Annotated in this window: 13 protein-coding genes; all 13 read right to left on the bottom strand. The window is 49.9% G+C overall.

All coding sequences use genetic code 11. The annotated features are described in order from the left end of the window. Window positions 1-59: 59 nt before the first annotated feature. The 13 genes from B1728_RS05805 to B1728_RS05745 all read right to left on the bottom strand — a co-directional run bounded on the left by B1728_RS05805 (window position 60) and on the right by B1728_RS05745 (window position 21,230). A complete protein-coding gene (locus B1728_RS05805; protein WP_079909241.1) occupies window positions 60-1,388 on the bottom strand; it encodes an ABC transporter substrate-binding protein in 1,329 nt (442 codons plus the stop codon). A 32-nt stretch (window positions 1,389-1,420) separates the two neighbouring features. Continuing rightward, window positions 1,421-2,446: a hypothetical protein gene (locus B1728_RS05800; RefSeq protein ID WP_079909240.1), complete on the bottom strand. Its 1,026-nt coding sequence runs from the start codon at window positions 2,444-2,446 to the stop codon at window positions 1,421-1,423. A 119-nt stretch (window positions 2,447-2,565) separates the two neighbouring features. Continuing rightward, window positions 2,566-3,879: an ABC transporter substrate-binding protein gene (locus B1728_RS05795; RefSeq protein ID WP_079909239.1), complete on the bottom strand. Its 1,314-nt coding sequence runs from the start codon at window positions 3,877-3,879 to the stop codon at window positions 2,566-2,568. Between the two features lie 386 nt (window positions 3,880-4,265). Beyond that, entirely contained in the window at window positions 4,266-4,958 is a 693-nt protein-coding gene (locus tag B1728_RS05790; RefSeq protein ID WP_079909238.1) for a hypothetical protein, read from the bottom strand. 22 nt (window positions 4,959-4,980) lie between these two features. After that, window positions 4,981-5,685 (bottom strand): hypothetical protein, encoded by a 705-nt coding sequence (locus tag B1728_RS05785; protein WP_079909237.1) that lies wholly within the window; start codon window positions 5,683-5,685, stop codon window positions 4,981-4,983. An 86-nt stretch (window positions 5,686-5,771) separates the two neighbouring features. Beyond that, window positions 5,772-6,500 carry a hypothetical protein gene (locus B1728_RS05780; RefSeq protein ID WP_079909236.1) on the bottom strand — a complete coding sequence of 243 codons (729 nt, stop codon included), beginning with the start codon at window positions 6,498-6,500 and terminating at the stop codon, window positions 5,772-5,774. Window positions 6,501-6,533: 33 nt separating this feature from the next. Continuing rightward, window positions 6,534-7,490, bottom strand: a complete 957-nt coding sequence (locus B1728_RS05775) for a carbohydrate ABC transporter permease (protein ID WP_256865250.1) — start codon at window positions 7,488-7,490, stop codon at window positions 6,534-6,536. Between the two features lie 33 nt (window positions 7,491-7,523). After that, complete coding sequence (locus B1728_RS05770) at window positions 7,524-8,390, bottom strand: carbohydrate ABC transporter permease (protein WP_079909234.1); 867 nt, start codon at window positions 8,388-8,390, stop codon at window positions 7,524-7,526. Beyond that, a complete protein-coding gene (locus tag B1728_RS05765) occupies window positions 8,387-10,660 on the bottom strand; it encodes a DUF5696 domain-containing protein (protein ID WP_079909233.1) in 2,274 nt (757 codons plus the stop codon). Before B1728_RS05765 ends, B1728_RS05770 begins: the two co-directional genes overlap by 4 nt. Beyond that, a complete protein-coding gene (locus B1728_RS05760) occupies window positions 10,657-12,789 on the bottom strand; it encodes a YIP1 family protein (RefSeq protein ID WP_079909232.1) in 2,133 nt (710 codons plus the stop codon). Before B1728_RS05760 ends, B1728_RS05765 begins: the two co-directional genes overlap by 4 nt. Window positions 12,790-12,807: 18 nt before the next feature. Continuing rightward, on the bottom strand, window positions 12,808-15,957 hold the full coding sequence (locus B1728_RS05755) for a glycosyl hydrolase (RefSeq protein WP_079909231.1): 3,150 nt from the start codon (window positions 15,955-15,957) through the stop codon (window positions 12,808-12,810). A gap of 45 nt (window positions 15,958-16,002) precedes the next feature. Beyond that, window positions 16,003-18,057: a beta-galactosidase gene (locus tag B1728_RS05750; protein ID WP_079909230.1), complete on the bottom strand. Its 2,055-nt coding sequence runs from the start codon at window positions 18,055-18,057 to the stop codon at window positions 16,003-16,005. Then, the gene (locus tag B1728_RS05745; protein ID WP_144027771.1) at window positions 18,054-21,230 is read right to left on the bottom strand and encodes a glycoside hydrolase family 2 TIM barrel-domain containing protein; all 3,177 of its coding nucleotides are present in this window, start codon (window positions 21,228-21,230) and stop codon (window positions 18,054-18,056) included. The genes B1728_RS05750 and B1728_RS05745 overlap by 4 nt, the downstream gene beginning before the upstream one ends. Window positions 21,231-21,251: the final 21 nt, after the last annotated feature.

The following is a 21,251-nucleotide window of genomic DNA, read 5'->3' as shown; positions in this document are numbered from 1 at the left end:
TAAAAGCAAAGCACCCCCTATCATTTCATCAACAATGAGGGTGCTTTTGGAGTTGGTTATTATTTTTTTGCCGCCTTTTCGAGCTCGGTCTTGGCGGCTTTGTTGGTCTCGATAGCTTTCGTAGACTGCTCCTCAATCATCCGGAGCGCCGTAACGGAGTCCTTCGATTCTTTGAAGATAAGAGGCGCGAAAACATTTTGCATCGGAACGTCGTACCATAGCAAGCCTGCTGCACGTGCAGCCGGCGGCATCGCCGTTTTGCCGTTAAAGATCGCCTTCGTATTTTTCCCGCGCATTTGCGACAGGTTTTGACCGAAAGCCTCCTGTACCGCCTTGGATTCCATTGGAACGATGACGCCTTCCTTTGCCAATTCTACCTGATGCTCCTCAGACAGAATGGCAGCCATAGCCTGGAATGCAAGATCCTTCTTCGTTGATTGCTTCGTGATGTACATCGAATACAAATTCGGCTGGTATCTCGTATTCGGCGCTTCACTGAAGGAAGGCACGGAAACGACGTCGAAGTTCAAGTTCTTATTCTGTTCAACGAACGAAACTAGATGGTCCACTGTGGCAACGGCCATGGCGATATTTCCTTTCGATGCAAACACTTCGACCGTATCGAACTGATTGGCAGGAATATCATAGAACCGTCGCATATTGTCTACGACCTTTTTCCATTCCGGCGTATTCAGGCTGGCTTTGTCTTCCTTCAGGCTAAGCGGTGACAGGGACAGCTGGTTATAGTTCATATAATGTCCCGGATTTTGGGAGTAGCCCTTGTAAGTGACCTCCCCCTCCACTCGGGTCAGCTTCTTCGCCAGCTCGTAGATCTCATCGTAGGTCATACCGTCCTTCGGATAGTCTACACCGAACTTGTCGAAGATGTCTTTATTATAGAACAGCAGGAAGTCGTTATTATTATAAGGCAGACCGAATAGCGTTCCTTCCGGCGTCAGATTCTTCATCTGAGCTACTTGGGCTGGGTTGAGCTTGCTCGTATCGAAATTGTATTTTTTGACCAAATCTCCGATATCGTACTGAAGATCGTTGTCAAAAATATACCGCTGTACATTCATCCGAGTGTTATCGAGAATGATGTCCGGAATGGTTCCGGCAGCAATTAAATCCTTATACTCACGGCCCTTATCCCAATGAACATGCTTGATTGTAATATCAGGGAACTTTTTCTTAAGAAATTGCCCGATCTGCTTATCGAAGTTCTCTTCCTTTGCAAAATACGCAGGGTAGACCGTGTAAATAAACAGTTCGTTGGGTGAAGATTTGGGTGTAGTCGGATTATCTTCCACCACAGGTGAGGATGTACAGCCTGCCAACAACGCTAGTGACGAAGTAAACAAGATGGTTCTCGATACGGATTTCTTCATGATTTTTAAGTCCTCCCTGGTTTCATTCCGGTCTAACCGTTTTGCAGCGTCCATAAAGCCAAGTTATCCAGAAGCTTCCAGCCATTATCGGTCGTATTTTCATGCAAGCCGTTATTCAAGAAGAAGAACGAGGTACGCGCTTTCACTTCATAACCATTATCGGCTTTCGAGCCTTTGTCGTAATAATAAATGGCCGCTTTGTCTTTATCTCCAGGAGCGGTTGCTATCACTTTGGCCTCCTTGCCGGGCAGACCATAGCCAATCCCGATTTTGGAGTTTGTTTCCTTATATATATCCACAGTACCCGATAACCCGCCGGCTACTTTATGTTTGCCGTCCACGATATCGATCGATTTGACATTAAACACGTTGGCGTTCTCTTCTATTGACGATAAGCCTAGATAGTACATGCCATGATTTTTGACATAGACAGTTGGAATCGCTACCTCCTTCATAACGCCTTCCTTCAATATTTTGGAGTTCGTAGTTTGGCTGAAATACAGCAAATCATAGCCTTTCGTTTCATCAACCGTGAAATCCCGGTCCGCTATATTGGTAACCTTAAATCCAAGCGCTTTCAATCTGCCGGCTACCAATTGGTCCTCCTGGGCGTTTTCCCGGCCTACCATTAGCACCTTTTTGCCGCTTGCGGATACTTCCGGTTTTTCCGGTGCAGGAGTCGCTTCTGGCGCTTTGCTTGGCGCTGGCACTGCTGTTTCCGGTGCCTTAGGGGCCTCCGTCTTTGTTTCCTCAACTTTAGGCTTTTCCTCAGGCGCTTTGGTAGCTGCCGGTGCAGGCGTTGGTGTTTCTGCCGGGGCTTTCATCTCTTCCGGCTTCGATGTTTCCGCAGGTGTCTTTTCATCCGGTTTAGGCGTCGATTCAGGCGCTTTGGTTTCCGCCGGTTTCGGAGTCGCTGGAGTAGCCGTCGGCGTAGATTGTGGCGATGGGGTAACAACCCCCTTCAACGTATTGTCGGACGCATTATTTTGAGAAGAAGAGCATGCCATGATAGATATCGCCATTAAAGCAATAACGAGCAAACTAAATAGACGCTTCATCGATTGGATTCCCCCTTTAATTGTGGCTAGCCTTTCCTTTGGGACAAACAAAAACCTCCAGCCTCACTTTCATCGATCCTCTGGAGGTTTGTTTATTCAAGTTTCCTATTGTAGCTATGTTATTTGTTCGCTGCCTTCTCCGTCTGAATTCCCTTGGTCGTCTGCTCCTCAACCATCCGAAGTGCCGTAACGGAGTCCTTCGATTCCCCGAATATCAGTGGCTGGAAGACAATGTGTGCAGGAACGTCGATATAAGTCAAGCCGTTAGCGCGGGCCGCAGGCGGCATTGCATTTTTGCTCGCAAAGATCGCTTGCGTATGTTTCCCCTGCATCTGCGGCAGGTTTTTCCCGAACGCTTCCTGAACGGCCTTACTCTCCAACGGACCAATGATGCCTTCTTTGGATAACTCGATCTGCATCTCTTCCGAGAGCAGGTAGGAGATTACTTGGAAGGCCATATCCTTCTTCGTCGATTGCTTCGTGATATAAGCGGAGTACATATTCGGTTGCGCTTTCGTATTCGGTAAATCACTGAAGGACGGCATTGAAGCGATATCGAAATTCAAGTTTTTGTTTTGCTCATACCACTGAATGATTTTTTCCGATACATGGACACTCATCGCCATCTTCCCTTTAGGGAAATCGTCTACGGAAGTAAACTGGTTGGCTGGAATTTCATAAAACCGTCTCAAGTTGTCAACCAGGATCTTCCACTCCGGCGTATTCAGCTCCGCCTTATCCTCCGTCAAGCTGAGAGGTGAAGCAGACCGCTGATTATAGGTCATGTACAACCCCGGATGCTGCTGGTAGCCCTTGTATGTATTTTCGCCCTCGACCCGCGTCAATTTCTTAGCCAGCTCGTAGACTTCATCGTACGTCATCCCGTCTTTAGGATAATCGACGCCGAATTTATCAAAGATATCTTTGTTATAGAACAACACCAAATCGCTCAATTGGAACGGCAGACCGTAAATCTTCCCTTCCGGGGTCACATTCTTCATCTGTGCCATCGCTGCGGGATTCAGCTTGCTCGTATCGAAATTGTACTTTTTGATCAGCTCGGTCATATCGTACTGAAGGTCGTTTTTAATAATGTATCTTTGCAGGTTCATGCGGGCATTGTCGATGATAATATCGGGAATCGTGCCTGCAGCGATTAAATCCTTGTACTCTCTTCCTTTATCCCAGTGCACGTGCTTGATCGTGATATCCGGAAACTTCTTCTTTAAATATTGGCCGATTTGCTTATCGAACACTTCCTCTTTGGCATAAAAAGCGGGATAGACCGTATAGATGAAAATTTCATTATCCGGCGATTTCGGCGTATTTTTTGATGCCTCCGGTTCTACGGGATTAGCGGGTGAGCTGGTACAGCCGGCTAACATGGAAACGGCTGAAGCTATGACGAGTGTAGATTTCAGAATCTTGTTCATTCCTCGGTTAAACCTCCTTTTAAATTGGCCCGTTATATCGTTTCAGGATTACCTCTTCTCACTAAAGCAGTTTGTAAAATAATAGGATCGACCTCCCTTTGTTGATGTCTGGCCGTTGAAGTACGTTCCCCCTGCAAAGATACCGTCAATATGAAAACGCTTTGAAAATTATGGATGAACGGCCGCCGTCAAAAAATGACTTACAGGATGTACTTTTACTTTATTACGAAACCGTATTTCATTCATTGGGGGGGATTTCATTTTTATAGGTTGTTTGTTGCATCTTTTCTTGAAACAGGTTCGCTGCCATTAACTGGATAATGCATCAATCAGCTTCGCATGGTGAACGAAAAAAGCCTCTTCCCGTTAAGGAGAGGCCTGCTTCCCTATTTGCTTCCTGCAGCCCATTGGACGGCGGCGTCAAAAAGCTTCCATCCTTCCTCGGTTTGATTAATTTCCTCCCCGCCGACCAGGTAAAAGTAAACTTGCCTTGCCGGAACCGTTTCGTTCTTAAGCGTTTTCGAGCCCTTCTCGAAAGCGCAAACGACGGCCCTTCTCTCATCATCCGGCGCAGAAGCAATAACAATGGTGTCCTTCGCCGGAACGACGAAACCGATCTTGCCCTCCGACTGATACACGTTCACAGTCCCCTGCAAGCCCGCTGCCATCGGATGGTCTGCCTTCTTGATCGTTACCGCTTTGCCTGCAAAATCACCTTGATCCACATCCGACTCCTTACCCGACAAATCGATATCACCCATATTTTGAGCTTCGGCATAGATGACAGGTACCGGAGAGTTCTTCAGCTTATTGCCTACCTTGTTGGAATTTACCGTGGAGCTAACAAAGACTAAAGAATAGTTCAGCGCTTGCTCTGCCGTCAGCTCTTTGTCCGCCGTTACGAATACCTCATATCCAAGCTCTTTCAAGTGCTTGACAACGATAGCATCTCCTCCGCCTTCCCTACCGACGAACAGTGCTTTCTTGGAGGCTGGGGCCTTCGTAGCCGAAGAAGCGGAACAGGCTGTCACAATCATGAAAATCAAAATAATGGATATCATGCCTGCAATTCGTTTCATCCTGCAATCCTCCCATCAGGGGCTACTTTTTCCCTAACGCCCATTTGACTGATGCGTCAAACAGCTTCCACCCCGCTTCTGTCTGGTTGATCTCTTCTCCGTTGAACATGTAGAAGTACACTTCGCGCGCTGCGACCGGATTGCCTTTGGCATTTTTGGCACCCTTTTCATAGGCGAAAATGGTAGACTTCTGATCCTCGTTAGGCACCGTAGCTACGACGATAGCTTCTTTACCGGGAATGGCGTAGCCCATTTTCCCATTGTCCTGATATACATCCACCGTACCCTGCAGGCCTGCAGCCAGCTCATGCTTGCTATCCTTGATCTGTATCGTTTTGGCTGCATTCGCTCCCGTAAGGGCGCCGTATCCCTCCGTTTCGGTCATCCCTGTATCGCTGGTGGATTGAGGCTCGGCATAAATCACCGGCACGGGAACATTGACGAACTTATCCTGTATTTTGTTGGAATTGACGGACTCGCTGACATAAATCAAGGATTGACCTTTGGTATGATCGACCGTAAGCTCCTTATCGATGACAACTGTAACCTCAAGCCCATGTACTTCCTTCAAACGTTTAATGGTGATGGCGTCTCCGCCACCGTCTTTTCCGACAAACAGCACTTTGTTACCCGGATTCTTTCCTGTAGTACCGGCAGGTGAGGCATTGCAAGCCATTAAGGTAATTACCATAGCCATAGCTGCGATCATTCCAAATAAACGCTTCATCCAAGGACCTCCTCAAAATTTGGATTGATGAAACTGATTGAATTGCCGAGAAGCCTATCCCATCAGGACCGTGTGGGGTTAACCCACTATTTTGCCCCGTTGGCAGCAGCCCATTCGATGGCCGCATCAAACAGCTTCCAGCCGTTATCCGTCAGCTTCTCTTCCTCTCCGGTAGGCATGGAGAAATACACTTGTCTTGCAGGAACAACCTCGTTATTGATGTTCTTGGAGCCTTTTTCGTATCCAAAAATCATGATCTTCTTATTATCGCCGCTGGCTGGATACTCAGCGATGGTTACGGCGTCCTTGCCCGGATGCAGCCCGTAAGAGATTTTTCCATCTTCCTTATAAATGGCGACAGTATCCTTCAAACCAGCTGCCAAAGGATGCTTCTCATTCAGAATATGAATCGTCCTGACTTTCTCCTCTTGACCGAATTTCTGTACCCCGACCAAGCCTGCTTCACTCGCAACCTGGTTTTTGGCAACTACGATAGGAACTGTCGAGCTCTTCAGCTTCGAGTCGATTTTGGAGGAATTAACGGATTCACTAACATATATGACTCCGTAATCCTTGGCCTTCTCCAACGTAAAGTCAGCGTCCACGATGTCCATGACCTGATAGCCCAGTTTTTTCAAGTGGTTGATAAGGAACGGATCGCCTCCTCCTTCTTTTTTCCGGATGAGCAGCACCTTCTTGGCATTAGCCGACGCATTGGCGCTAACCTGTGAGCTTCCGCCTCCCCCCTGTGCAGAGCAGGCCATCAGGGAAGCAGCCATCATCAGTGCAACAAGCATTGCTAGTAACCGTTTCATCTTATGAAACCTCCATTTCATTAAAAAATTAACCTACTCCACCAAACCCGTTCTCTCTACGCCTTCAATAAACCATCGCTGGGTGAAGGTATACAAGATCATCGGAGGAATGATCATCAGGAAGGTCGTCGCCATTCGTATGGCTTCATCTGTGACGGAAGGACCGTATACCTCCGCCTGCTGCCTAAGCGCTGACGCAATTCGGGATATGCCCATGGATAACGGAGCGGTCTCAATATCCGCCAAATACATGCTCGGCAGGTAAAAGTCATTCCATGTCCAGATGAAAGAGAACAGGAACACTACCAAAATCGCAGGCTTGGCAAGAGGCATCATCACCTTGTAAAAAATTTTGTATACGCTGGCTCCATCGATCCGCGCCGCTTCCTCCAGCTCCTTGGGCTGCGTGGAGAAAAACTGGCGGTAAATGATGACAAATAAAGCTCCCTTTAATCCCAGACCGAAAAATGCCGGTACGATGATGGGATAAATCGTATTTAGCAATCCTAGCTCCCGGGCATAGATGATATTCGGCAAAATAGTTACCTGCATCGGGACTACAAAGGTCAGCAGCAGGAAAAAGAACATCACGTTCTTGAAGGGCACCTTCAATCTGGCAAAAGCATAGCCGGTTACTGCACACGACATCGTTTGGAATATAGCTACGGAAAGCGCAAGCATCAAGCTGATGCCAAGCGCCTTCGGATACTTCAGCCAGTCCCACGCATCCTGCAGATTTCCGAGATACACGATTCTCGGGAACCAATTGACCGCCGGATCCAGCAGGTCATCTGCATTTTTGACCATCGTAGTGACCATGTGCAGAACAGGCTTCAAATAGATGTACGCCGTATCCAGCAAGATCAAGTAAATGAACACCCGGAACAGCAGACCTTTATCCGCTTCCCTGCCGACGATCCTGTACCGGATATCGGATAAGCGGGTAAGCAGCGCCAGCTCCTGGCCTTTCTTCGTTTTTAGACCGATCACAAGCTTCACCCCTTAGACAAAATAATTTCGGTTTTATGCAGCATCCCTCTGTGACTTGGTCGCCTTATTGAAAATATAGAAGATAATCGCCAGGAAAAAGCTGATGATGAGGAAATAAATCCAAATCAACGCGCTGTACTGACCGTACTCGCTGTCCCTGACTCTCGTCAAAATCGGGTTGGTCGGGAAAGTGAACAAATCGACCACCGTATAGATCATATTCAAAAAGATAAACGGAGTCATCGCTGGAAGTGTAATTTTCCAGAAGGTCTCCCAAGGCCCTGCGCCGTCAATCCTCGCCGCTTCATAAGCCGAGTTCGAAATGGTTTGCCTTCCTCCCAGAAAGATCAGAATTTGAACCCCGGAATACCACAAAATCAATACGAAGGAATCCAGAACGCCGATCAGGGGCCCCGACCATGTAGCCGACAAGTTGGCTTTAATGAGACCGGATACGTTGTACTTGGACATGAATCCAAGGTCGCCCTCCCCTTGGGTTAGAAACTCCTTGACCACTTCGCCTGTGGACAGGATGACCGGAAGGAAGAACACGGCGCGGAACAACGTCCGTCCCGCAAACTTTTGGTTCAATATGATCGCAATCAGGAGCGCGAAGATGACGATAATCGGAATCATAAAGAGCGCTTGCCTTAGAAAAGGCAAAAGCTGGTTATACAGCATATCACCGTTCTCGAACAGGATGTACCGGTAATGAGTAAGACCGATGAACTGCGTCGTCGTTTTGGTGGCGGTAATCGTCACCTTCTGAAAGCTCATAAATAGAGAGTACCCCAATGGAAACGCCATGAAGACCAGAAAGCCAAAGAACCATGGAGCAATGAAAATCGATCCCTCTACATACTCGAGCAGGGATGCCCGTAAGCGCAGCTTGGTTTTCATCCTTTATCCCCCCCTCGAATAACGGCAAAGCTTTGCGCCGGCACCACCGTGCTTCCGGCCTGGTAGGAATCCCTGCTGTAGTTGACGATGATGCGTTTTCCGTTCGAATAGGTCGTCTCCTTGATGTTAGGAGCCAGCGTTTTGTGATTCACGATGAACTGATTCTGCACATCTCCCAGCGCATCGTTGTACTGCCGGTACTGTTCGACGGCAATTTTCTCCCAATCGGTGAAATGGGTATTGTAGTACCGGATGCCGTAAGCATTCACGAACTCCTTGGTCTCCGCACGGCTAAAGATGAAGGACGGCACCGCACCATACTCGATGTCCCTTAAGAAATCATTGACATCCTCCTGCCGGTTATTCGCATATTCCGACGAGTAAGTGATTAACCCATGCGCGGCAATCTGGGCAAAAGGAACCGCATCATCCGTAAATAAATCATAGGAATGGTCGTAGACCAGATTTTGAATATGATTCACTTCCGGCAGCACGAAAAAGCTGGATTTATTCCCCTTGACGCCCCCCAGCACATCCTTGATGTTTTTCAGGATACGTTCCTGAATGTCTCTGGCTTCATCCCGCGGGGATCCGAACGAAGTATTATAATCGCTGAACAGTCTCTGCCCCAGCCGGTTAACGGCGAGTCCGTCTACTCCGAGCTCCTTGTATTTGCTTAAATCCTTCTTGACCATCTCTTCCACGAACTTGTCGCTAACTACCGGTACCCGCGAGTTGTTGTACAATGTATTTACAGTAAGCTTGCGGCCGGCAAGATTGACAACGGCGTTGAATTTTTCCTCGAATCCCCCGGCCCCTGTGTTGTTCAGGCCGTATTCGGTGTCCAGATACACGGGAAAGCCTTTGCTGTGCGCGTTATCGATAAGCGACTTCATCCCTTTATCACCGCCGATCCGCTTATCTGCGGGCAGCGATTGACCGAACGAGCTGTAACCGTTCTGCTGCCAGCCCATATATGTGATCGACATATTGCCGACGCCCTTGTCAGATAAGGAATTGATCATTTGGTTGACGTCTTCCGTGTTAGTCAGGTTAATATAGCGGTCTGTGAAAACTCCTTTTTCACTGTCGCCTCCAATGACATCTACATGCATCGGAATATTTGTGTTTTTCGCCTCGTAGCGCTGCACCCCTTTGTCTTTCATCAAATACTCGCGATATTTTTGCGCCATCCCCACATAATCCGTCTGCTGCCGATCCAGAATGTAATAACGAACGATGCGGTCGCTGCCGAACAGTTCATTTTTGTTATAATCAACAAATCCCCACTCATCCGGCGAATTCCGGCTCGTAAACTGAAGGAAGCTTGATCGGAAGTTCATCGTTGTGGTGACCCAGTTGTAATTACTTAGGACACCGGATGGGGCTGCCACAATATTCGCGTATTCCTCGCCGTCCTGCAGGACGGCCAGAAATCCTTTGGAGCCGGTTTTCATCCCGAATACAGGCATGATGATTTTATTGCGGTTGTTGCTTAACCCAGTAAATGTATTGTCCGGGCCGAATACGCTTTCATCATACAGCTTATTAACATTCAGCTGGTTATCCTTGAATCGGATTAATGCGCCCGCCCCGTCCGGTATAAACATATATCCGTCCTGGCCCGTCGAATACTCGGCGCCGAAGAACGGAAACAGCCTTACCCAGACAAGACCCATCTTCGATTCCTTGATGCCTTCTCTGACAATTTTCGTCTCGATGTAGTCCTGCTCGATTTTCACTTCAATGGGAATGGTGAAGCCCGTTTCGGGTAATTCATAGGTCAAGGAGAATCCCCCCGGGATCGTCTTGATCTCCTTCACCTTCCCGCCTTCAGCCCCCAAATTTGTTTCCTTCGGCTGCAGAATGCTCTTGGAAAAATCAACATATTGGACCATCAGCGGTGAAGCCAAATGCTTCTTCCAGTTCTCCGAAATCTTCTCCTGCGCCCAGAATTCCGGATTCGGGTAGGACCGGTACACATTGCCGTTGCGTTTGTCCTCCACCTGGAAATGTCCTGTCGTATCATCCACCTTTAACCGGAGAATATCAGTGTCCGCAATGCTCTTGAAATCACTGTCTTTCGGCAGCTGGGAGGGTGCACCCTTTTGTGCTGGCGCTTGGCTCTCCTGCTGCGGAAGGGCGGCAACCCCCTTTTTCTCCGCACGAAATTCAAATTTCGCATTAGTAACAAAAATCAGGACGGCGGCCAAGATCAGGATCGTCATGATCGCAGTAGATTTATTGATTTTGCTCAGTAGCCCTGTCATCTCAAGATCGCCTCCTGAATCATTTCATAGAATAAGGAAACCAAATCGTTCGTCAAACCGGTTGTCACAAAAATCAGGACCCCGATTACGATCATCGTACACAGCGTCAGAAAAATATTAAGAACACATTCCCCAACCGTGTAATTATGAACCCACTGAATTTTCCAGAACATCAGCAATCCGATCCATACCACGGTCCCCTCGGCGATAAAGTTATATATCGAGGACTCGGATAAAGTCATCACATTCGATAGGAAGGCCAGAGGGATTCCAATGATAATGTAGGGCACCAGCGCATAGGCACTGCCGATAAAGATATCCCGGAAGCGTCCTTCTCCCCGATAAATTGAGCTGACGAGATAATTGGCGATGATCCATGTAATCCATACAATAAAAAACTGCGTGAAGATCGAGTACACATCAACGCGGGTCGCCATATTAAATGAAAAACTCGTGAAATATTCCTTGAAGACCAGAGCCGCGTACACGCCGAGCAGGATTAGAACAGCCGCTATATAGCTGCCCTTTCCCTCATAGCGGACCGCAGTAAAGCCGTCGACCGGATGCTTCAAGATATACATGGCATGCTTCAGGTTCAGAATAAAAGAATTCTGGGATCTTCTTCTGCCGCGCCATTTGCTGCGAAGCTTGCTCTTGGCCGTCAGCTTATCGGTAACGAATATCAGGATAGCACCGAAGAACACGATGCTTGCGATCCAGGAGAAATATTTCTGGAAAAATCTCATTCTGATTTGCCAAAAGGCTTCCGAGTATCCCTCATGGTCGCCCGCTTCCTTAAATAAGTCTCTCGCTTCCTCGAAGCGTTCCTTTTTATAGGCGGCCTTGGCCAACCCTAGAATGGCCGGAGTAAATTGCGCATTCATGCGTAGTACGTCCTGCCACGGCTTCTCGCTGGCTTCATAATATCCGGCAAGGGTTTGCTGATTCGCCTGGTTCACCTTTTGCCCGAATTCGGATAAACGGAACATCTGCACGATATTTTCTTGGTCGTCCAGGACGAACAGCTCATTTCTTGAGTTGACGTCAAGCGCTACGGGACTTTTCAAAAGACCGACCTGCGAGGAGCCGACAGCCGAAGGGCCTCCCCAGAAATAGAGCAGATTGCCGGAAGCATCATAATGGCTGATATACTTGAACTGCTGGTCGATGACAATCATATTGCCAACCTGGTCGACGGCCACATCCGTTAATTGAGGCGTATTGACGAAGCCTTTGGACGCAGGAAGCATGGCCGCATCCATAGCCCGGTATTCACCGAACGATTTCTGGGAGCTGCGCAGCAGATTCTCGCCCTTGATATTCAGTTTTTTCAGCTGATCCGACTTGACCGTTCCGCCCGTCACCGTATAGATATAACCGTTTTTATCCGTAGCGACGCTGTTGATCGTCTCCGGCTTTTTGGCCACCTCGTTAGCATACATCTCCTTCGTGTACAGCCAGCGCTTCATAGCGTCCAACGCAGAAATCACCGTCTTGTTCGCTCCGAAAAAGCCTTGAAATTTCCCCATCGAGTCGAGCAGCACCAAGCCTTCATATCCGCCGTGAACGGCTATGTAGAGAAAGCCGCGCTCATCGACCATGACTTTCGAGGGATCGAAAACGAACGTGTCCGGAATAAATCGGGAATCCGGACGTTTAAATTCCTTTTTCAGCTTGCCGTTCGCGTCCAGGGAGACGACTCTTTTATTGCCTGTGTCGGCAATATAGATATCCCCATCCGCCGTTACGAATACGCCTTCCGGCTTGACAAGCGGGCTCTCCGGTACGCTGATATAACGAATCAGCTGCCCCTTTTCATCCATATGCACAACGCGGTTGTTGCCCGTATCGGCAATATAGATTTCGTCCTTCGCATCGATAAAAATATCTTTCGGCGTCTGCATGGTTGATTTGATCTTGGCCCCAGGATTATTAGGATCGGTCACGAACAAATTCTGCCCGATAACTCCAATAGGATAGTACGCCGGTTGAAGCCATATCAGATTCTGATTGTTATCCTTCGTAAACGTGGAATATTTGACGGCCGCCTCCGCTGTTGCGGGAAGCAGCGCGGTACATAAGATGATCAAGGACAGAAGCAGCCTCCACCTATAGCATCTCGCTTTCATGCTCAAACCTCCTTTACCTCATTGTTCGTCTAGACCCTGTTCGTCGGGAATGACCTTCCGATGCAGCCTGACGGGTCCGAGCAACCCATAAGGCCTCACATTGTACTCTGGCGTATAATCGCTGCCTTCCTTCCGGAAGGAGGCCCAGCTGGTTGTCGAAGGGTCGCCCGAAGCCGCATGAAACGGTCCCAGCATGTTGCGCGGACTGCTCATGACCTCGATCTCTACCCGATTCACCCCCGAGGCTAGCAGCGGCGTCAGGTCCAGACGATTAGCGGCTCTCCAAGGGATATGGCCGGCTGTCTCCCCGTTGACCCTTACTTCTACTGTAACAGCTGAATAGTCACCCAGCTCGAGCTCCGTCCTCCATGCCTTGTTATCCTTCCTGATATCCACATCAAAGTGGTAGATCATACTGCCGCAGTAATGGTAATAGCCTTGTGCACACCAGTCTCCCAAAGTCAGAACTTCGGGCTCCGAGATGATTCTGCGTTCCTTGTCGACCCCGAAATCACCGGCTACATAGATATCCTCAACCTCCATCCGCAGGTGATACTTACAGGAGAGGATGAGTTCATTGCTTCCTAGTTTCAAGCCTGGCAGTAGCACCTTGTCGAAGGAGCGATCCAGAAACCATCCGCTTGGAGCCGGGTTTACCTTCTTCCCGTTGAGACTTATGTCGTAATACTCGGCGGATTCAACAATCAGGAACACATCCCCTACGGGTAATTCAGTGACATCAAAGGCAAACTTGAACTCAACCGGGACTCCATTCATTGGATGGTTTTCGTAAATCCACTTATAACGCTGTTCAATTCCGTTCCCGTACACCTGCTTCATGCCAAGTGTTTCCCGAACGGCCCTTTGGGCTTTCCAAACATCAACAGCCTCCGACCAGCCAGCGTCTCCCATACGGTACGAGCATCTATCCAAGGTCAGTATGTTCGGCAGGGTGCGGGAAAACGCGTGCGGAGTATCAAGCTCCACAGTGACTTCTTCTTTAGGCTCAACCTTATCCTGTATGGCTTGCAGTATCTTTTCTTCAGATCGGTGTTCGTTACAAGAGAACACGTAAAGCTTGGAATCCGCAGGGCCAAAGCAGGCTTCGAAGCTAATGCAGCTTTCATTTACCTGAATGGGAGCAACAGCCTTCTTCACCCCGGTAAGAGCACACCATTCCTCAACCGTTCCGTTTCCTTCCAGGGTGACTGTCACCTGATGGGAGTGGTCACGATCATTATTCACGATAAACAAGACCCGGCCTTCCCCGTCGAACAGTTCACGCAGCATATACAGCATTTCAGGCGCCTCTTCCGACTGCTTGTTAATGATGCTCACTCTTCTTGGGGCTATTCTCTCCAGCGCTTCCACCGTTTCTCGAATATCCTGAACAATGCTCATGTTTTCGTGACGGTAGAGGTTAGTCAGCCTATCGGTTGCCTGCCGACCTTCGATCATGAACGGAGGCGGTCCTGCAGCTATGATGTTTCCGCCTGCATTCAAGAAATCGGCCAGCAATTGAAACGTGCTCTCCAGCATCGTCCGGATGGGAGGAATGACGACGATGCTGTATTCCGCCAAATTCACGGCAAGCTTGTTCTCTATGAGCTTCCCGGTTTCAGCCATTATGATTTCGTCTCCGATATCAAAATCATAATGGGCTTTAAGCAAGCCGCCGAGAAACTCGTTGAACTCATGCCCATAATGGTTGACGGCGGAAACATCCTTATCCTTCCCCCTTGCCGGAAACCCGTATGGTCCTGTACCGACCATACTCCATGCTGTGGATGAAGGATGCAGCACCAGGATATCGCGAACAGGTCTCCCCTCGGTCAGCACAGCGGATAAACGGGCAAAATAATCTTCTACTACGTGGTTGTACTTCCACCAGGATGTATTGTAGTTAAAGACCGGCGGGTAGTCCCTTTTTCTGCATCCTTTGATCGAGTACAGCGCCAAATGCTGCGACCTGACGTTGACCCCGAGTACATATTGAAAATCACCGATCCATTTCTGCCCTTCGAAGGTAAACCCCCATCCGGTACAGCCATAGGTCTCCGTTAAGACATACTTACGTCCGTATTGGTTGGCGACGCTGGTGCATTGCTTGACCGTGATATATTCCTTTGTCTGCTCGTTGAGCATATCGATTCCAGGTACTTGTTGAAACCGGTAGTTCGGCATCACCGCTCCGCATACCCGGGTAGCGGTTCCCATGTTGTTTTCCCATAAATAATGGCCGGTGAAGGCAATGCCATGATTCCCGCACCATTCTCCGAGCTGCTTCGAGTAGGATTCGCTGAATCTTTCGGTCAAAGTCCTCCAATAATCATGACGGGCTTGAGCGGAATAATCCCCGTCGAAGTACATATAGGGAATGAGGTCCATCAGATCGTACCCGCGCCGTTCCTGAAAAAACTCAGGGAACGACCAGCTCCATGGGAGCCATCCCCGCCCTTCCGTAAATTTGCAATGACGGTCATGCACGCTCGGCTCATCAGTGAACACTCCGCGAATGGTTGTGCCGAAGTGATCTCCTACTTCCCGTTTGTAGGCTTCGTAAGTGATATCCAGGAAGCAGCGAACCGTGTCCGGATTCAGATGATCCGGCGGCGCTTCGTTATTGAACCACTCGCTTCGCTCGGATATTTCTACGCGAAATACGAGAAGCACTTCATCTTCCCTCAGGTCATACGGCTCATCCAGGCGCAGTTTCGTACAGCGGAGCAACTGCCTCTCATCGATGACCGCCTGGAAAAGAGCAACCGCATCGGCATAGTTACCGTTATCGTTAGGTGCCCCCTTCCGCACCACTTCCATCGTGAGCCCCTTGGCGCGGAAAGCGTCACCGCCTCTCGCCTGAACGAGGCCTCCGGCGAACCCGGAGGGCCAACGGTCTTCATCGTACAACCAGACCTGCATGCCGAGCTCGGCTGCAGTATCGACCGTTCGGCGCACACAATCCATCCATGCCGGCCCCATATAATCGGTTTCCAAGCCGTCGCGGGAATGGATGAAGAAGCCGCCCATTCCCTGTTCCTTCATTTGGCCGACTTGGCGCGCAAGCTCCTCTGCATCCAAATCGTCGTTCCAGGCCCAGAAAGGGGCCGATCTATGCTCGACAGACGGTTGATCAAATTGTTGTCGTAATCTTCCCAGTGCGTTCATCGCAAAGGACCTCCTTATGCAAAAACTGTCCCCTAAAGCCGGCAATTAATTTGCCGCGCCATGACTGTGCAGGATCATCACTTGCTTCGGCTCAAGCTGAACTTCCCCTTGGACGGAGATTCCGGTCAGAAGCTCCTTCTGTTCCTGTTCTCCCGTATGTATGGATAATCGTTCATCGCTATGATTCATAATGAAGGTAAAGCGGCTGCCGCCTTTCTCACGGCAGGTAACCTCGATTCCCGGCGGCGCGGCGGCTATAGGTTCGATTCCTTTGCTGTCGCATAGCTGCTTCAACCATATTTCCATGAATTCGCGGCTCGGGTCCGTTGCCGCATACCAGGCTTCCCCTTTGCCGTAACGGTTCCTCGTCAAAGCCGGTGATCCCTTGTAAAAATCGCTCCCGAATACGGCCATCGTATCCGCTCCTTCCGGATGAACGACTTCACATACGAGTCCGCATTCGTACGCATCTTCGAGGGGACCGAGCTTTTGCTGCATGAGCATCGTATTGCGTTGATCGGGAAACATCGCGTCGATCTCCTCTACCCAGATGCCCAGCAGCTTGCGGAGCTCACCCGGATACCCGCCTGGAGTAACCAGATCGCTTTCATTGACGATTCCGCTGTAAAACGTCGTGACCCAAGTTCCGCCGTTCTCGACATACTTCTCAAGCTTCTCCGCCAGCCCTGGCTTTACCATATAAAGCATTGGAGCCAATAGGATGTCGTAGGCGTCAAAATCGGAATTCACATGAAGCAAATCAACCGAGTAATGGTTGACATACAGCGCATCATAATATTTTTGAATTTGATCCAAATATTTCATGTAAGCCGAAGGGCCGCCGCCAAGTTCAACCGCCCACCAATTCTCCCAATCGAATAAGATCCCGATGCGGCTCCTGGTCTGCGAATGAAGCAGCAAGCTGCCGAGCTCCTTCAGCTCGCTTCCTAGCTGTGCGCATTCTCTAAACACCCGAGTGTTCTCATGCCCGGCATGATCGATAACCGCTCCGTGAAATTTCTCATAGGCGCCCAGAGAACGGCGCAGCTGGAAGAACATGATCGACTCCGCTCCGCGGGAGATGGCCTGATAGCTTCTAATCCGCATCACGCCGGGCCGTTTCATCGGATTGACCGATTTCCAATTGATCACGCTTGGACTTTGTTCCATCAGCATAAAAGGGGCTCCGTCCTTGATACCGCGCATCAGATCGTATCTTAGTGCCATATAGCTTTCCGGCGTGTGATTTTCCGGGTAGATATCCAGAGCTGCTATATCCAGGTACGGCGCCCATTTAAAATAATCCAAAGGCTTATAAGTCCCGTTCCCTTGAAAATTGGTCGTCACGATGGCATCCGGGATGATTTCTTTAATCGCGCGGTATTCAATGAGATAGCATTCAAGCCAGCTGTCCGAATTAAACCGGTAGAAATCGAGAGTAATGCCTTGAAAGGCCGTCTGATCGGAATTTCCTCCCGATAGCCCCTCGCTGAGGCCGCTTGGGATGACAATCTCCTCCCAATCATAGAAGGTATGCCCCCAGAACTTGGTATACCAAGCCTGATTCAGCTTCTCTAACGAACCGTAACGCCGCTTCAGCCACTGCCTGAAGGCCTGCTCGCAATTATCGCAGTGGCATCGGATGCCGATCTCGTTGTTCACATGCCACAGCAGCAAAGCCGGATGGTCCTTGTACCGTTCGGCCAGCTTGCCTGCCATGATCCCGGCATAATGGCGGAAGGTCGGACTGTTCGGACAGGAATTATGGCGCCTGCCGTATTTTCTTTTCTTACCATCGCCGGTGACGGTCAGGATGTCCGGGTACTTCCTGGCCATCCATGCCGGATGCGCCGCCGTACTCGTACCCAAGCAAACCCGCACCCCGTTTGCGTGCAGCTTATCCATCATGTCGTCCAGCCAATCGAACCGGTAGGTATTCTCATCCGGCTGGTTTAATGACCAGGAGAACACGTTTAATGTAGCTATATCGATGCCGGCCATTTGGAACAGCCTCATATCCTCATCCCATATGTCTCGGGGGAATTGCTCCGGGTTATAGTCCCCGCCGTACATAATTTTGGGAAATCCGGATGCCCTCATGGGCTCACCTCCAGTCTGTTACCAGCTTCATCATAATGCTCGGTCCCGCTTGCCACCGGCTCTGGCTGATGCTTGCCCAGCTTCATCGGTGTGCGGTCCCTGTTGGAAAAAGGCTTTAACCTTACGGTAAATGTAGTCTTCACCGGCTTTACCAAGTACTTATCGAGCGGAGGGGCTTCCCCGCAGCTGTGATTACCAATCGGAGCCTGCCTGCAATCCATGTGAACGACGGTTTCCTTTAACCGGACCAAATCGTACGTATGCTTGGCTTTGCTCAAATTGTCGGTGGAGTAATGGCTCGCGCCTACATTCAACGTCGGCATGCCTCCAATCCATAACCCGATCCCGCGAAGATTGGTCAGGGCTGCCCAGCGAACATCCGCCTTGTTGCCGTTCTCCTGAGGCCTGATGTACGGCACGAATTGATCCTCCACCTTACCGCTGTACACACCGAGCCTCCCGCTTTCCTTACGGTCTTCATAGCATTCGTGAGGCCCGAGTCCAAACCAGGAAAACTGCTCGAAGCCTTCCGGCATGACCATCTCCAATCCAAGCTTGGGCAGAGGAGGAAGCTCCAGTCCTTCCCGTGGTTCGACGCAAGTCGTAATGACAACATCTCCGCTGCCATACACCGTATATGTCATAAATACCGTGAAGCAAGCCGGCAACCCGGCTGCTCCAAGGGTACTCTTCACTTCAACCAGCAGCGCCTGAGAAACAAGGGGACGTATGGTAACCTCCGTTACCCGCTGCTGCAGCGCATCATAGCCGGCCTTCTTCCATTCCTTCGATTGCCGGGAATCGTTGTCTATAGCAGCCCTCCACAGTTGAACCTTTGGACCTGAGGCCAATAGAGGTACATCGTTATATGAGAACGCAGACAGCAGCCCGCGGGATTTGTCTATTTTCAAAGAAAAATCTACACCTTGTATATGAAGAAACGTATCCGTTTCCATTGTTCTCAGTGACGGCATCGAAGCTATTGGCTGGTATGAAACCGGCTGCCCGGCTTGGGCTTCGAAAAACTTCAAATCAGCCCAGGCTACTTCATGCCCTTGAGGAGCCCAGAGCGCTTCCTCCCTCAACGTAAAACGGAGATGCAGCCAATACTCGCCGCTTTGCAGCTTATGGTTTACATTCCAAGGGATGAAAACCGACGCTTGTTCTCCGGCTGCAAGCTCCATCTCGGGAAGCTCGCCTTGCCCGACGATGTCCCCGTCCCGATACAGGAACCAGGTGCCTGTAAGATGCTCCAAGGATAAGAAATCATAACGATTGTGAATGCGGACGATCCCTGACCCTACATCGACCGCTTCTATCTTCACTGGTTCCATAACCTTTTTGACTTCTAATATGGAAGCCTTCTTTTTCCTGTCAGGGAAAAGCAGCCCGTCAATACAAAAATGTCCGCTGTGAGGATGGTCGTTGAAGTCTCCTCCGTAAGCGTACCAAGCTTCGCCGGAATCGGTTTTCTGCAGCAGCCCGTGATCGGCCCACTCCCAGATCAGTCCGCCGGCCAACCGACGGTAACTATACACCGCATCCCAATATTCCTGCAGGTTCCCTACCGAATTGCCCATCGCATGGGCAAACTCGCACATAAGAAAGGGCCTGTCGTCTTCCTTCTTTCCCTCCTCGATCAATGCATCCAACGAAGGGTACATGCAGCTGACAATATCAACGACGGGCGCATCCTTGGCACGTTCGTAATGAATCGGCCGGGTCGAATCCGTTTCGCGGACCCATCTTGCCATAACATCATGATTGCGGCCGTAGCCGGATTCATTTCCCAGCGACCAGATAATGATGGAAGGGTGATTCTTATCCCGCTCTACCATCCGCTGAACTCGATCGAGGAAGGAACGCTCCCATGCGGGATCCTCCGCCAAATAGCTTTCATTGCCGATAAAATGGCATCCGTGAGTTTCCAAATCCGCTTCATCAATCACATACAACCCATAGCGGTCGCACAAGTCAAGCCATCGCTTGTCATTCGGATAATGGGATAGCCGAACTGTGTTCATATTATGCTGCTTCATCAGGCGGATATCTTCAATCATCGATTCGATAGGTGTAGTAAATCCGAGCTCCGGATGGAATTCGTTACGGTTAACCCCTTTTAATATGACCGGTCTTCCATTAACAAGGATCTGGCCATCCTGAATCGCAATATCTCGAAAGCCGACGGTCACGCTGCCCGTCTCCAGAACTTGTCCCTGTTCATCCTCGAGCTGCACAAGCAGAAAATACAAGTTGGGCGTTTCCGCCGTCCATTGCAGGGGAGCCGCGACGGGAATCATTCCATCCACGGTTTGTTCCTCTCCGCCGTTCAAAGCCTGAACGGGATACACTTGATTGCAGACGGTCTGTCGGCTGCCGTCCAAAAGCGTCAGCTTGATTCGATGTAAACCGTTAGCAGGGACATCCTCAATATTTTTTACTTGGAGACGAACGGATAGCTCCGCATCTACCTTAGCCGGATCGGTAAATCGCGTTTGTATCGCGACATCCCGAATATGGACGGACGGTACGGCTTTCAAATATACATCGCGAAACATCCCGCTTAACCGCCACTTATCCTGATCCTCCAGATAACTGCCGTCACACCATTGATACACCTGTACGGCAATCGTGTTAGCCCCTGGCTGAATCAGCGCAGTAATGCGAAATTCCGACTCGAGATGTGCACCCTGTCCGTAGCCTGCCAGCTTCCCGTTCACCCACACATGAAAAGCCGAGTCAACCCCTTCAAAGACCAGATACAGCTGCCGGTCCTTCCATGAATCCGGAACGAAAAAGCTTCTGCGGTAGCAGCCTGCCGGATTGTCAGCCGGCACATGGGGCGGATCGATCGGAAACGGATAATAACTGCTGGAATAATGCGGACGGCCGTATCCGTGAAGCTGCCAGTTGCTTGGCACCGGTATCGTATCCCAATCGTCTGCCGTAAAGCCGGGCTCATAGAATTTATCCGGCACATCTGCAGCGTTGTCCGAATACTTGAATGCCCAATTACCGTTTAGCGACTGATAATAAGGTGAAGCTGCCCGTTCGTTATCCAGTGCTGTCTCTGCATCGGCATATGGAATGAAGCCTGCATGGGGAGGCTCCGTATTCCTTCCGAGAACCTCCCTATTTCGCCAATCAGGGATTGCTTGATTATTCACGTTCACGTCGTCTTCCCCCGTTCCTTC

Source organism: Paenibacillus sp. 32352, from assembly GCF_002042965.1.
In the GTDB taxonomy this organism is placed as follows: Bacteria; Bacillota; Bacilli; order Paenibacillales; family NBRC-103111; genus Paenibacillus_S; species Paenibacillus_S vulneris.
Note: the sequence above shows the minus strand (reverse complement) of the source record. Positions and strands in the feature narration are given on the sequence as shown.